This window comes from Photobacterium lipolyticum (assembly GCF_003026475.1).
Lineage (GTDB): Bacteria > Pseudomonadota > Gammaproteobacteria > Enterobacterales > Vibrionaceae > Photobacterium > Photobacterium lipolyticum.
Genome location: NZ_PYMC01000002.1, coordinates 124,126 through 138,619 on the forward strand (window position 1 = coordinate 124,126; position 14,494 = coordinate 138,619).

15 protein-coding genes are annotated in these 14,494 nt (G+C 42.0%); 6 read left to right on the top strand and 9 right to left on the bottom strand.

From position 1 onward, the window contains the following. Positions 1 to 84: 84 nt before the first annotated feature. A complete protein-coding gene (locus C9I89_RS03410) occupies positions 85 to 333 on the bottom strand; it encodes a hypothetical protein (RefSeq protein WP_107281961.1) in 249 nt (82 codons plus the stop codon). An 832-nt stretch (positions 334 to 1,165) separates the two neighbouring features. On the opposite strand from C9I89_RS03410, the gene C9I89_RS03415 reads away from it, so the two are divergent. The 3 genes from C9I89_RS03415 to C9I89_RS03430 all read left to right on the top strand — a co-directional run bounded on the left by C9I89_RS03415 (position 1,166) and on the right by C9I89_RS03430 (position 5,229). After that, entirely contained in the window at positions 1,166 to 2,293 is a 1,128-nt protein-coding gene (locus tag C9I89_RS03415; RefSeq protein ID WP_342750159.1) for an N-acetyltransferase DgcN family protein, read from the top strand. A 10-nt stretch (positions 2,294 to 2,303) separates the two neighbouring features. Further along, positions 2,304 to 3,368 (top strand): alanine/ornithine racemase family PLP-dependent enzyme, encoded by a 1,065-nt coding sequence (locus tag C9I89_RS03420; protein ID WP_107281963.1) that lies wholly within the window; start codon positions 2,304 to 2,306, stop codon positions 3,366 to 3,368. A gap of 637 nt (positions 3,369 to 4,005) precedes the next feature. After that, a complete protein-coding gene (locus C9I89_RS03430) occupies positions 4,006 to 5,229 on the top strand; it encodes a DEAD/DEAH box helicase (protein WP_107281965.1) in 1,224 nt (407 codons plus the stop codon). A 111-nt stretch (positions 5,230 to 5,340) separates the two neighbouring features. Here the strand turns inward: C9I89_RS03430 and C9I89_RS03435 are convergent, their stop codons facing one another. After that, on the bottom strand, positions 5,341 to 6,762 hold the full coding sequence (locus tag C9I89_RS03435; RefSeq protein WP_107281966.1) for an alanine/glycine:cation symporter family protein: 1,422 nt from the start codon (positions 6,760 to 6,762) through the stop codon (positions 5,341 to 5,343). Between the two features lie 545 nt (positions 6,763 to 7,307). On the opposite strand from C9I89_RS03435, the gene C9I89_RS03440 reads away from it, so the two are divergent. Next, entirely contained in the window at positions 7,308 to 8,360 is a 1,053-nt protein-coding gene (locus C9I89_RS03440) for an esterase/lipase family protein (protein WP_146155041.1), read from the top strand. A gap of 226 nt (positions 8,361 to 8,586) precedes the next feature. On the opposite strand, the gene C9I89_RS03445 is transcribed toward C9I89_RS03440, so the two are convergent. Beyond that, positions 8,587 to 8,946, bottom strand: a complete 360-nt coding sequence (locus C9I89_RS03445; protein WP_107281968.1) for a phasin family protein — start codon at positions 8,944 to 8,946, stop codon at positions 8,587 to 8,589. 154 nt (positions 8,947 to 9,100) lie between these two features. Beyond that, a complete protein-coding gene (locus C9I89_RS03450) occupies positions 9,101 to 9,517 on the bottom strand; it encodes a phasin-related domain-containing protein (protein WP_107281969.1) in 417 nt (138 codons plus the stop codon). Between the two features lie 368 nt (positions 9,518 to 9,885). On the opposite strand from C9I89_RS03450, the gene C9I89_RS03455 reads away from it, so the two are divergent. Together C9I89_RS03455 and C9I89_RS03460 are read left to right on the top strand one after the other, a co-directional pair. After that, a complete protein-coding gene (locus tag C9I89_RS03455) occupies positions 9,886 to 10,392 on the top strand; it encodes a glycine cleavage system transcriptional repressor (protein ID WP_107281970.1) in 507 nt (168 codons plus the stop codon). Between the two features lie 133 nt (positions 10,393 to 10,525). Continuing rightward, positions 10,526 to 10,735, top strand: a complete 210-nt coding sequence (locus C9I89_RS03460; RefSeq protein ID WP_107281971.1) for a hypothetical protein — start codon at positions 10,526 to 10,528, stop codon at positions 10,733 to 10,735. A gap of 39 nt (positions 10,736 to 10,774) precedes the next feature. On the opposite strand, the gene C9I89_RS03465 is transcribed toward C9I89_RS03460, so the two are convergent. The 5 genes from C9I89_RS03465 to C9I89_RS03485 form a co-directional block, all read right to left on the bottom strand. After that, positions 10,775 to 11,071, bottom strand: a complete 297-nt coding sequence (locus tag C9I89_RS03465; RefSeq protein ID WP_107281972.1) for a GNAT family N-acetyltransferase — start codon at positions 11,069 to 11,071, stop codon at positions 10,775 to 10,777. 20 nt (positions 11,072 to 11,091) lie between these two features. After that, positions 11,092 to 11,403: a hypothetical protein gene (locus C9I89_RS03470; protein WP_107281973.1), complete on the bottom strand. Its 312-nt coding sequence runs from the start codon at positions 11,401 to 11,403 to the stop codon at positions 11,092 to 11,094. Between the two features lie 377 nt (positions 11,404 to 11,780). Further along, positions 11,781 to 12,101 (bottom strand): PTS sugar transporter subunit IIB, encoded by a 321-nt coding sequence (locus C9I89_RS03475; RefSeq protein WP_245905390.1) that lies wholly within the window; start codon positions 12,099 to 12,101, stop codon positions 11,781 to 11,783. Between the two features lie 229 nt (positions 12,102 to 12,330). Next, a complete protein-coding gene (locus tag C9I89_RS03480; RefSeq protein ID WP_245905391.1) occupies positions 12,331 to 13,335 on the bottom strand; it encodes an alpha/beta hydrolase in 1,005 nt (334 codons plus the stop codon). A 152-nt stretch (positions 13,336 to 13,487) separates the two neighbouring features. After that, positions 13,488 to 14,354 carry an AraC family transcriptional regulator gene (locus C9I89_RS03485; protein ID WP_107281976.1) on the bottom strand — a complete coding sequence of 289 codons (867 nt, stop codon included), beginning with the start codon at positions 14,352 to 14,354 and terminating at the stop codon, positions 13,488 to 13,490. Positions 14,355 to 14,494: the final 140 nt, after the last annotated feature.

Below are 14,494 nucleotides of genomic sequence, written 5' to 3' on the forward strand. Positions count from 1 at the left end.
AAACGCCATCAGTAGTTAACTGACGGCGTTTATAGCAAGAAGACTATGCGTTGCTAGCGTTCTCGATGTTGAAGCAAAAAAGCCTTAGTGCGCACGACTTGGTCCATTACGGACAAGATCTTTACCATTATCGTAAACGTCTTGAGTAACCCAACGTGCCAGAATAAGTTGCTGGCTATTATCGAATACAGCAACAAAAGGGCGGCCATCAGAATTATTGGTTGCCATGCCTACACCTGCAACGTCTTTTAAACCCAGACCACCATTTTCAATAGACAATAGAAAACGCTCTAGCTCTTTCAGGTTATTAATTACATCAAGTTCATTATTCATTTGTTCAACACTCTTTCTTACTTTGCAAATCCACCCGCTTTTTACAACATACGTCGCTGTCTCACCATTTAATGACGGATAAAGCTGGCGGTTAAAATTTGTTAGAATCACTACCGTTTACCAAGGGACATTAGAGCCTTTAGAGGTAATGGTTAGCATACTTTACAGGTGATAGATGATGATTGGAACCATGTTTGTGGCAACTGCTTTAAAACATATCAATACAGCAAGGAGATCTTCTGGCTGCATTATGCTACTTATTTAGTCGATAGAAGCTTTTATACCCAAGTAACCTCATGATGCAGGATTCAGAGTGATGCCAGCCAGTTCAAAGATAATGTGGGAAGGAATGACGAACCTTTAGAGTGCATTTGACACAAAATTGGGCTGGCTGGATCACTCTCCAAGGGCGAGTTGCGACTTCTTATAAAAAATCAACCTTACTATATTCAACAGCAGCCAAAATATAGTAAAGCCAGTATTTTAAAATTAATAAATAAGAAATAAACCACCAACCATAGTTATATTTTTCATTCATTTCATAGAAATACAAAAATATAAACCGGAAAATACATGCTTATATATTATTAAAGTTAAATTCATCAGTATAACTTCCATACATCTTTTGGAATAAATATCTACAATAACTTTCCAACTGTGTTATTGTCTTATCTCTCCCTACCGCTTAGTAGGGACTTCTGGTTAACTTCCGATATAACATCTCGGCACGATCTCGTCGCCCCTCTAAGCCTAAAAATCATATTTAGGCGGTACTATGTCAAAACAAAATCAAAATGTAGTTACAATAAATCCTTTCTTTAAAGAGAGTGAGATGGAAAATATTCACATTTCAATGCCATCCATTTCAACTCTCAATCTGAGTAAACCATCCATACCAACGGCTATCATTTATTGCGAAGCCAACTTTGGAAAAATTGATGGTAAAACTGCCAATGGACTTGTTAGGCATTCACAAAATTATCGAGTTCTTTCCGTTATTGATAGTCAACAAGCGGGGTTAGACTCCGGTGTCGTACTTGGTGACGAGATCAATGAAATTCCTATAGTTTCGGATTTAGGAGAGGCTGTTGCTATTGCGGATGAGACCCCTGATTATTTCATTTTTGGTCTCGCGCCATCCAGTGGGATGTTATCTGAATCTGAAAAAAATCTTATTCTTGAAGCAATGGCGCTAAAGATGCATATCGTCAATGGACTACACGAGTTTCTAAACGACGACCCTCAATTAGTAGAGGCAAGTATAGCCAATAATGTTGAGATTTTAGATATTCGTCGCCCTAAAAATAAAAAAAATTTACAAGCATTTAGTGGAAAAATACACAATACAAAATGTCCACGCATAGCCATTATGGGTACCGACTGTGCAATAGGAAAACGCACAACAGCCACTATGCTGACAAAGACTTTGCAGGAACACGGTCTTAATGTGGTCATGATCGCGACAGGACAAACGGGAATCATTCAAGGTGCTCCCTATGGTGTCGCTTTAGGTGCGGTCCCCTCTCAATTCTGCGCAGGAGAATTAGAAGCCGTTATTGTAAAAGCGTACGAATTAGAGGAGCCAGATCTGATCATTATTGAAGGACAAGGAGCATTAAGTCATCCCGCTTTCTCAACGAGTGCGTTTATATTACGTGGAAGTTGTCCAACTGGAGTGATCTTACAACACGCACCTAACCGCTTAAGCCGAAGTGATTTCCCGAAAATGCCGATGCCATCTATTGCCTCTGAAATAGAACTCATTGAAATGTTTGCTGATACTCCCGTCATAGGGTTGACTCTCAATCACGAAAATATGTCTTCTGACGAAATACTATCTAAGATTCAGGAATATTCCGCTGAGTTTGCTATACCAGTAACGGATGCATTATCTCAACCCACAGAACATCTTCTACAAATGGTTTTGTCTGCATTTCCTGATTTAAATGAAAACTTATGATTAATAAGAGTTGAGCAATCCTAGGTTAGAAATCAATTGCGCCAAAATTCACCACAATGCTCACATACTGTTCAGTCGATTAGGCAAAAAAAACATCTCAGTTACCCCTGTCACAAAAGTTTGTTTAGGGCATCCTGAAATTGTGCAAACACTGATCAATGCAGGCGCTGATATGATCGCGGATTCGCGAATTGAAAATATTGAGAGTATGAGACATTCAGGCGTCACTGTCCCTATGATGCTGATTCGTTCGCCAATGCTGAGCCAAGCCTCAAGGGTGGTTCAGTCTTGTGATATTAGCCTCAACACAGAGCTAGCCGCCATTAAGCAACTATCAAAGGCCGCCAGCAGTTCAGGCCGCGTTCATGGTGTAGTGATCATGATCGAGCTAGGAGATCTACGTGAAGGTGTGATGCAAGATAATCTCGAGGATTTTATCTCTCAGATTATATATTTGCCTAATATTGTACTTAAAGGAATAGGAACGAACCTGACCTGCCGCTATGGGGTGGATCCTGATAACGATAAAATGTCTAATTTGTCAGATCTTGCCGATGAAATAGAAAGAAAATTCGGTATCACATTAGATATTGTCTCTGGAGGAAATTCCGCCAATCTAAATTGGGCGCTTAATAACAAAAAGAAAACTAGAATAAATCACCTACGGTTGGGAGAGGCGATTTTTCTAGGCTGTGAAACCCTTTATCAACAAACCATTGATGGTCTTTTCACTGACGCCATTACTCTGATTGCTGAAGTTATCGAATCGAAGGAAAAACCGTCATTACCATGGGGGAATTTATGTTTGAATGCTTTTGGCGAACAGCAAAAAATCTTAGATAGAGGTAATGTTTCACAAGCTATTTTAGCCATCGGACGTCAAGATGTGAGCATCCTCGGACTTAAGCCACCTATAGGGGTAAATATTGTCGCATCAACCAGCGATCACCTTATTGTCGAAACTTCTGACTTTTCTCTAACTGTAGGGCAAGAAGTTCGATTTCAATTAAATTACAGTGCTCTTTTATCTTCTATGTCCTCACCGTTTATTCATAAACATCTATTTGAGAATTAAGATATTTATTCCCCCACGTTCACCAGGAAACCAAAGCTTAATGAACACAAATAAAGGAAAATAATGAAAGATCATGATGTATTTATACAATTAAATGATGCAATTTTGCTTCATTTCGAATCCTTTAGCTTCTGGGAAAGAGCGTTTCTTTCTGATATTCAATATAAAATGATGCATGAACATCAAATTTCTAGCAAACAGAAACTATTAACTATAAAAATACTAGGAAAAAATACTAACGCGAGATCTTGATACCTTTATTTGCGCAGGTGTTACGCGTGTAAAGAGCCTTTAGTATCGAGATAAATATATCCCTAGTACTTCATCACAGAAGTTTTGATGAGTTCAGCCATCAAACGTCGTCATTCTGTAAAGTGTGGAACGTATATGGAATCTAAAGCGCGTACGGTTAGAACTGGATCCCGGATATCTCGTCAAACACCCAGGTGGCCAGATTGACTATGAGGGATTTTTCGGGGCAATAAGAAAATTTCAACCGCCACGATGGATCTGTGCGAATGATGTGCGAGTGAGTATCCCTGATACTCTTCCTTCATGTTAGAATGCCCGTCCATGTTCTTCTGTTTTAGCCTCCAGCCTTAACAGTTGTTTATTAATCATACACCTGAGACTCCAAATGCCATTTTCCAACCTTGGATTAAGCGATCCGATTTTAAAAGCTGTAACCGAATTAGGCTACAAGACTCCTACGCCTATTCAAAAGAAGGCTATACCCGTCATATTGACGGGTAAGAACCTTATCGCTGCCGCGCAGACGGGTACAGGTAAAACAGCTAGTTTTGTATTACCTATATTACAAATGCTGAGCGATAAGCATCCCGTACGAGCAAAACGCATTCGCGCCCTCATCCTTGCGCCAACCCGAGAGCTGGCAGTACAGGTTGAAGACAATATTGTGCAATACAGCAAGCATCTGAACCTCACCTCGCTGGCGATGTATGGCGGTGTTGACTACAAAGAGCAAAAGCAGCGCCTCATTGAAGGTGTCGATATTTTGGTTGCGACTCCTGGTCGACTGCTGGATATGTATAGCCAAAGAGCCGTACATTTTGATGAGCTGGAAATATTGGTTTTAGATGAAGCCGATAGAATGCTCGACATGGGCTTTATCGAAGACATCAATAAGATCATTGAACGCTTGCCTTCGCAGAGACAAAACTTGCTGTTTTCGGCCACGCTGTCAAAGCAGGTTCGCGTCTTAGCCAAAACCGCGATTGAACATCCGGTTGAAATATCGGTCTCTTCCGACAGCACAACGACCCCGAAGATTGACCAGTGGTTAATCACTGTCGATAAAGACAAGAAATCGGCATTGCTGAGCCATTTAATTCAAGAGAATGATTGGGATCAGGCGCTTATTTTTATCGAAACAAAACACGGTGCAGCGAAGTTAGTCAGCCAGCTCGAAAAGCGCGGAATTAAAGCAGAAGCGATTCACAGTGGCAGAAGTCAGGATGCTCGAGCAAAAGTATTGGCAGACTTTAAATCGGGTCAACTCAAGTTACTGGTAGCAACAGGGATTGCTGCGCGTGGTATCGATATTGACGATCTGACTCGTGTGGTTAACTATGACTTACCTCATCCAGCTGATGACTATGTTCACCGTATTGGTCGTACTGGCCGCGCTGGCGCTTCCGGCGAAGCAATCTCCTTTGTTTCTAGAGATGATTTCAGAAACCTTTGTGCTATCGAAAGTCGTTTGGGGCATCTTATTACCCGAAAAGAGATTGAAGGCTTTGTGCCCAACAAAGAGGTGCCGGTTTCTATTTTGAATTACGTCCCAAAGAGTAAGCAAAACGCCGGACGCCATAATTCAAAAAACAAACCATCGTCAAAATAAACAGGCTGATAGTCTGAACTCATACGCTCAATATTGAGAAAAAGCGAGTACTGCAATTGCGGCACTCGTTTTTTTTAATGCGCTAGTTGTGATTGGTTAGTTAACACTGTCTTATTTTTTTGCTTTCCATGCTTTGAGGTCAATGTCCAGATCAGGGAAATCTTTGGGGTTGAACAGTGGGTGTTCAATACCTGCTTTAAGTTGTTTTTTATAGTCTTTCAAAATACGGATGAGCGTAGGAAACAGCATTATAAGTACTAACAAGTTAACGATAGCAAGGATGCCCATCATCGGATCTGAGAAGAAAAACACAGAGGTTGCTCCTGGAGCAACAGCGCCCAAAAAGATAATCCCGATCACTGAGAAGCGGAGAATATGTACAGACACCTTGTTCTGTGACATGAAAGTAAGGGCGTTTTCCCCCAGGTAGTAGTTGTAGATGATAGAACTAATAGAAAAGAGTAAAATTGCCCCCGTCAGAAAGTACTGAGACCAAGCTCCAACGTGTGAAACCAGCGACTGCTGAGTCAGAACGACACCATCAATGCCTTCTGCGCCAGGTACATATACGTCACCCAGTAGGATAACAAATGCAGTACAGCTACAGATTAGGATTGTATCGATAAAGACCGATAAAGACTGTGTGATACCCTGGCTGATTGGGTGAGTAACATCTGCCGTCGCGGCGACATTGGGCGCCGAACCCAGGCCAGCTTCGTTTGAGAACAGGCCACGTCGCAAACCTTGTGCCATTGCAGTTCCCATACCGCCACCTACTGCCTCTTCCCAACCAAATGCATTAGAAACGATACTACCAATGACCGCTGGGATCTCAGTGATGTTGATTAGGATGACTATAAGCGCCATCGCGACATACCCGATAGCCATAATAGGCACGATAACATCCGCGGTTTTAGCAATACGTTTAATACCACCGTAAATAATGAAACCAGTAATAATAGCTAACAGGCCCCCCGTCCACATGCGGTCAATACCCATGCTATCATGGGCAGCCCCTGCAACGGTATTTCCTTGAAAGGCATTAAAACCAATCGCAAAGGAAGCAATCAAACAAACAGCATACAGGTAAGCAAGCCACCTGTAGTCTTCACCAAGACCATGAATTATCGACCGTGCTGCACCACCACGAAATGCATCACCTTCTTTACGCTTATAAAGCTGAGCGAGTGAACATTCCACCAGGCTTGTTGCCATACCAACCAGTGCAATTGCCCACATCCAGAATACCGCACCAGGCCCGCCAAGCGTAATTGCAACAGCAACACCTGCAATGTTACCGCCACCGACACGACCACCAACAGATAATAAAAGCGCTTCACGGCCAGAAATAGCATTTCTGTCGGCTGTTTGATTTTTATTTAATAGGACACGGAACATACGTCCAAAGAAAGTAAATTGAACAAATCCGGTAACGAAAGTAAAGAACAGACCCAATACTACCAGGAACGGTATAAGTGCCCATCCCCAAGTAAGATCTCCAATCACACCAAAAAGGCTTTCTAACAATTCCATCTCTACTCCTAACATGTCATCCCGGAATAGAGGAACGAGATATCCGGGCTCAAATTCTAACCACACATCCTTAGATTCCGTATAAGTTCGTTCCTCACTTTACGGAATGACGAAGTGTGGTTACTGAACTCGCCAATACTTCTATAATGTAGTGCCAGCCCTGAATTGATAGTTGAAAGAAGTATAGTCGGTCACACCATCTTTAGTCGGAAATCTCTGAGACGTTTTGGTTATTTCAATACCAAAAGTACGTGCATAGCTAGATTACTTTCTGTCCGATTGTAATATCACCTATACCCAAACTACCTCACGATGCGAGATTCAAAACTTCCTGGGAGTCCAATTCGAACGAAATGTGTGTAGGAATGGCGATCCCAGCGTTTTTCAATCTTATAGGCGCCGTCAAAAAGGACGACGCCTAAGTGGGTGCAGAAAATTGGTTTCAAACTATACTTCCAGCGAGTGCGTTCGGTATACATGTCGAGATCACCACCACATCCGAATCAGCATCATTTATTTTTATACAGGGAAACCGGAGGGTCATCATGGCCGAAAGGGACAGAAGTAAAAAGTATTTAGTGTTCGTTATGGGAGAGAAAATCGTGAGGCTCCTGTGGTGGACCGGATTAAAGAAAGCGACATCTATCTTTAATAACAAGCACGCAAAGCTTGAACAATTCATTCAGGAGTTCCTGACAGACTTTGCAAAAGTAGGGTTCCTGACGAAAGTGCTTGGCGAAAAACCGCTGGAGCCTTTTAGTGCTGACGACAGCGAGCTCAACGAAAAATATTATGATAATAGTGACCGCTATACCCAAGCTCTGATGAATTTTTTCATCGATCTCCCCCCCTTTAAAAAAGAATGTAAAATCAAACCTTTGCACCCTCCTGTGGATGTCCATAAAATTACCCCCACCCCAAATGAGACCTGGTTCTTTCTTAATGGGATCGGGACCAACGAGGACATGGCAAAGGTGAATGCACGCATGCTCAGCGATATATTCAAGCGCCCCATCACCCTACTTCACAACCCTGGCAATGGTTTCATGGCTGATTTAATTGAAGTCATGAAAGGAAGAGCCTTCAACCTTAATACTGCCATCGCGGAATCCGCCAGGGATCACATCTGGAGTGAACTAAAAATAGTTAAGGAGAAAATGAGAGCCGCTGACAAGGAAATGGAAAAATCTTACAAGGTCGTGGTCATTGCCCACTCCCAGGGAGGGCTCATCATTTCAAACGTCGTCAGGATGCTGCTTCAAGACCACGGTGGTAATCCACTGTTAAATCAGCTGGAAGTCTACACCTTCGCCTCCGCTCATGATCAATACCCTTCTTCTTGTTGTACGGACGCCCAGCAACATCAGGTTCCATTCACAGAGCACTTCGCGAACAAAGAAGATTATGTCTCACAGGTTGGCGTCCTCAAGGCTGGCAGCAAAAAAACGGTGGGAAATATTTACATTAAGAATGGAGCCGGGCATCTGCTGAACTTTCACTATCTGCGAGACTTCGTTCACGGCAGGTATGAAGGCAAGGAAAGCAGTCGCCTGTTTTCTCTGCTTGGTGGATGCCGATTGGCCGATGCCGAAAAGTGAGCAAAGACAGAAGTATGAGATAGAAGACGTGCGAGTCCAAGGTCGACGCTCTGATAGGATCCGCTGTAGCTGCCTGCCTACGGACTTTTCATCATTTTTTATTAAGCAAAAAAGGCGCACATGCATGGCACATGTGCAACCTAAAAAACTGTCACCCATGGTATGGTGACAATCCGAACAAGGTTACATATCTTCTGGGTTAAGAGATGTAACCAAGTATCGACAGCTATTCTACTTCTGCCAATTTTTCGACTGCTTGGGTCAGTCTGTCGATTTTGTCATCCATATGATCAAGCTTTTCACGATCAATGCCGCTTAGACGATATAAAAGGCCATTCGTACCCGCTTCAGCTTCATCGGCTACCTTATTCACTTTCTTACCAATATATTCTTTTGTCTGAGTTTCGACTTCTTTACCACGTTCAACCAGCTCATCAAACGCCATTGTTGCTTTCTCATTAACTTGCTGGGCTTCTTCCAGTGTACGACTATAGAAACCAAGACCGGCTAACCAGATATTACGCGCAACACCTTCACCATTTTCAACGACATTCTTAGCCGCTTTCACTATTGTTTTATCGGTCATAATCATATCCCTCTGCGCTTCAGCGCTGATCTATGCAATGGTTAATCGTTAGTTACTCACCCGAAACCGGTCTTTCTATTACTATATGCTGTTGCCATTTTTGCTAGCTTACGACGGACAACGCCAGAGAGGCTTGTGCATCTTTAGCAACGGCTTATTTTTCAGTCTTAACTGGTGTCTTTTTTGTTGCAGGCTTTGTTTTCTCTTGTTTTCGAGCTAATAACGCCTCAATATTTTCCGTTAGTTGGTCGATTTTGTCATCAACACGATCTAGGTGATCATTGTCGATACCAACAAATTTCTGCACCATCTTGTGTACACGTTCTTCAATCGCAACTGAAGTATGGCTACGAGCTATATGTACACGTTCTTTGGTATTTGATTCAATGGCACGGCCACGTTCAACCAACTCATCAAATAAGCTTTTACCTTTACCTGATAACTGGTTTACTTCATCAGTGCTCTTTGCGTATGCCCCTAACCCGGCCAACCAGATGTTATGAACCAACGCGTCACGAACAAGGTTTTTCTCTTTGCCGGTATCTTCTGCTTTCTGTTTGAATATGCCCATTATTGCGCCCTCTCTCACTCATATAATCGGTAATCCGTCAGCGTGTATTACCTGACTGGTTATATACAGAATAAGAATTTTAATTAGAGTGTTCTAACTAAAATAGCGATTTAGAATTCAATATAAGCATCCAATGCTTATGGCCTGCCCTTCAGTTAGTTCTGAATCCCGATTGGCATTAGTTAACATGAGAGCTAAGATTTAACTTGGGTATAAAGACGATTGACCTAAAGAATCAATGGATTGTATGAACTAAGTCACGGCACGAGATCTGGTTGCTTGCTAGTTTGATTATATGACCTGTCGATTTCTTATTCGTTTGGTTATAACGTTTCAAATACAGGACGTATCAACGCAAGGGGTAGCTTATGAATACTCAGTTTACAATTACTATCGCGGGCCAGGATTATCCACAATTAGTCAATCAACTCGCAGCTACAACCAATAAGCTTGGGGGAAAGTGGTTGGTTAGCAAAATTAGCCGCTTAGATCAGCAGTTAGTGGGTATCATCAAAATAGAAATTCCAGCAGCTTCCGCTGATCAGTTAAAGCAGGAGTTCAATGCTCTGAAAGAGCTCCATGTACGTATTGTCGAAAACACTAAACCGATCCCCCCGAGTAAACGCGAACAGGTAACGTTGAAAGTTGAATCCAATGATCGTCTTGGAATCGTTAACGATATCACCCATACTCTCGATAATATCGGTATCGACATCACTCAAATTGAAAACCATCGTGTGGCACTAGCTGACCTCGGCCGGACCGTGTTTTTTGCCGAATTATCCTTGGATATGCCATCCGAAATCAGTATCGAACAGCTCGTAGAAGCCGTTCAACAGGTCGAAGAAAATATGCGAGTTGAAGTGATCAGTTAGCATTGCCTCAAATTAATAAATAGCTTGCTGCAAAAAAAGGCGGAGCCAATAGGATTCGCCTTTTTGCTTATGCGCGCCCTCACCCATAAAAACAGGCTACACTGACAGATAACTAATGTCTGGGGAAATCGTTATGTCATATCCGGTGGTCTGCGTGAACTGCGGTACAACACTCCATGAAATCCGTTATCAACAATCAGCAGATAACCCACCTCTGACCGATCCTCCACTGGGCACCTGTTTTTATGAGGTCGAATGCACCTGTACTCAGTGTGGTGCTGTCTCGTGGCACGATCCGGAGTTAATTTTTGAGGCTCAGTCAGAATACATAGAAAGTAAGTGACTGCATTGTCGGTTAACTACATTGTTTGCAAAGCTCAAACTAGACATCAGCAAGCAACGGTACCCAGCGTTCGTGCCTGCCAATGTAACAACGAATGTAACTGCAGACAGGTACAACTTTGTATCCGTCTGACTCAATCTGCGTTAACACAGCTTCCATAAGTACACTGCCGTAGCCTTGCCCTCTCAGTTCATGAGGCACTTCAGAGTAATTAAGGTATAAAACCTTATCCTGTTTTGTATAGCTCACCAATGCCCAAAGTTCAGGTTGAAGTTGTACTCGGTACTGTTGCTTAGCCGTATCGTGTTCAACACTGTATTCGCGTTTGGTTATCATGGTCTTAGCTACCTTGATGATTAGCGTTTTTGCTCCCCATGGAAAGCGTAACGACTATACTTGTTCCCATCTTCCGTTACCGCTACGTACTTAATTGATCTTGAATGATTCAATGATAGCGGTACAAATACACGTCCATTCTCATTCGTCTGGAATGTATTACGATTTTGAGGCAAGTTTTTTAGTGACACTGTAGCATTCGACGCTGGCTGACCGTTCTCTGTTACCGTTACCCACGCCCCGCTTTGCGTATCAGACACACTGATATCAGCAAGTGATATTGAAGAAAAAGCAATCATCATAGACGACAGAACAACATTTACTTTTTTCATCTTTGTTTCTCCATCATTTAGTTTTAGCCGCTATTATTTCCTTCACCTTACTGAGCATAAAACGTGTTCAGTACAGGGGAAAGAGTCATATTTATAAATTAATAGTAGTGCTTTTTAGGTAAACAAAGACTGAATACATGTAAAGTTAAGTAAAAGGATGAGATGGGGGTACATTGAGAGTACAAGATCGGCCGTGTAAACCATTGAGTAGATCGAGAACATTTGAGTGGTATGTTTCTGCCACATAACTTGATTCAGCAAATGTGGCTTTGAGTTGTGCCAGCGTTAACGGAGAGCCTTGCAACGTTCCGACTTACCCAGCCGCAATTATGAAAGATAAACAGATCCTAGATAAAAAAACGATATAACGGACCAGACTAATCACTATTAACTTCGTTTGAAATAAGAGATAGAGCTTGATCTAATGCCTCATCTCCTTTCATCATACCGTATATCATATTAGGGATAACCGCGACTTGCGTACCATACTTGCAGGCTATTTTTTGTAAATTATCTTTATAGAAACTAATCTGAGGACCGATAAGACAAACATCACAATTTTGCATTTGATCATTCATTTCAATCTCGGCGAATGCTTCAACCGTACAATCTAAACCTCTCGTTTCAGCCTCCGCCCTCATTCTCTTTGCCAATATACTGGTCGAGAATCCACCACCGCAGCACAATATAATTCTCATATCACTTTCCACCATTTTAATTACATCACTTGGATATGAGAACGATAGCATAACCGTCAAATACAGAAACTGATGCTTGCTTCAATTGGTGTGAATCGACTCTCAACCTGATAAAAATTAATATCACTTATTACATACCAATAGGTTAAAGCATCATAATCATAATCTGCACCACATTTAGTAACAGCTCACAAACACACTTAATAACAATCCGTTACAGATACTTCGCCTACAAAGCCGACCTCGAATGAGTACCTGTTATCCATGGGCCAATGAGATTAGAAGCTTCTAAAATGATAGAAAAGTGATTTTCTTCATCGACTATTCTTATTTGCTTAGTCGCCTTTTTATCACTATGTTCTTTTGCAAATCTCGCTACTTTTCCAGGATCAAACGCTTCATCTTGCAGGCCAATCCACAGTCCAAATTGCTGTAATTGGGATAATTGAGTGTCAGGGGAATACGGCGTTACCGAGTTAGACATATTAACCGTATTAAACGTCACGATTTCAGGATGCTGTTCTAAAACACTCTCTGGAAAATTAAAGTTAACTGCTTTAGAGTGGCCAAAAAACAGACCACCACTCATGGTGTTGAGCACAAAGTCTGACGTTTTTACCGTAGAAAACTCAAACCCATTATTTTTATCTTCGTCATAATTAGTTTCCGAGCGAAAACCAAAATAGGGCGCTAGAAAGACATATCCATCAATTGCTGCTCTTTTATCCCAACTGGAATAATTAAGTGCAAGACCGGCCCCGCCAGAATGTCCTCCGACAAAGATAGGAAGATTTGGATACTTTACAAGGGCATGCTTAACCACCGCATTAATATCTGACCAGACTTGCTCTTCACTTGGCGCATCCCCCCTCTCACCGCCAGAGCCACCATGCCCTCTTATATCGGGCATATAGACAGCGATATCAAAGTCATCTCGTAATCCGTCGCCAAGGTGATTATAGGTCAGCCCGCTATGCGCACCAGCACCATGATAAAAAATCAAAATCGCTTTTGCGTGCAGAGGAAGATAAGACCGAAAAGCCAGGGAAATGCCATCAGTCGCCGGTATATATTCCAAAGGGCTCAGCTCCTTTTTATCGGCGTTTTTAATCTCGGTCAGTGAAAAGAACTGCTCTGATGGTTGCCCCTCTGCATTGGCATTTGAATGGCCGACTAAAACAGAAGACAATATAAGCACCGCAATACTGACAAACACACTCTTTAACTTCATCATTATTTCCTCATCCCTTTTTGAAATCAGTTGATTTGAACCAGTTACTTATTACACCTTGTACTCCTTAGATTCCGTATAAGTCCGTCCCTCACGTTACGGACTGACGAAGTTTGATAACTGTGCTCGTCAATACTTCTGTGATGTAGCACTAACTACTTTAAGGGAAGATAGATATCTGTGGTCACCTCAATTTCAGGCACGTCTGGATAAAAACTGACCCTTTCAAAAAATAGCGGGTAATCACGTAACTCTTCTTCACTTTGCGCAAGCCACTCTGAATATAAGTAAGTGATTGACTCACTGATGGTATCGTCTGAACCAACATGTCGGATAACCGCACAACGTCCCGCTGGTATGATCTTTGTAGTAACGCCATACCCGTTTTCTTTCACATCAGATTTAACCGAAGCACAGATATCACAGCGATATTTCTCCGGTTCTGTCACCGCCGGATCATCATAAGCAATATTAAACGTTCTGCTTACCTTAGGTGATAAGTTGTTTTCCTTACGCCAGTTAATAAACTGGTTAATCGTATTACCCACTAATTCGAGGGGGCCAAGATGCTCTAATGTCGCAACTTTCACTTCGCTAAAATCCACAATTTCAACGAGATATGAACATTTTTCTGATTTCATACGCTGAACCCTCAATTTTTTGAATAATTGATATTTTTCGTGCCAAGAAACCCATTGCGGCTGCTCTCTAAATTGAGAAGGATTCTGGCCAATCGACTGACTGAAAGCACGTGAAAAGGCTTCTGAGCTTTCATAGCCATTGGCAACAGCGATATCAACAATCCTCATGTTCTTCTTAAAAACCAATTGATATGAGGCTCGTTTCATCCTTGCCTGTTTGATATAAGCAAAGGCCGTGATGCCAACGAGCGAAGAAAACTGCCTGTGGAAGTGATATTTGGATAAACAGGCGATATTACTTAACTTATCAACGGTTAGTTCCTCATCTAAGTGAGAATCTATGTAGTTTAGTAATTGATGAAAACGTTCTTGATAATTCATTCTTTGTAATCGCCTTTAGACAATATCGTCTCTGTTACAACACTTTACTCATTTGCATCTGATGATACATGATGAAAGTTGCGGATTTTCAAAAAAGTTCCGACGCTATGATTGGACTGCTTAACCCAGCATGGCTATGA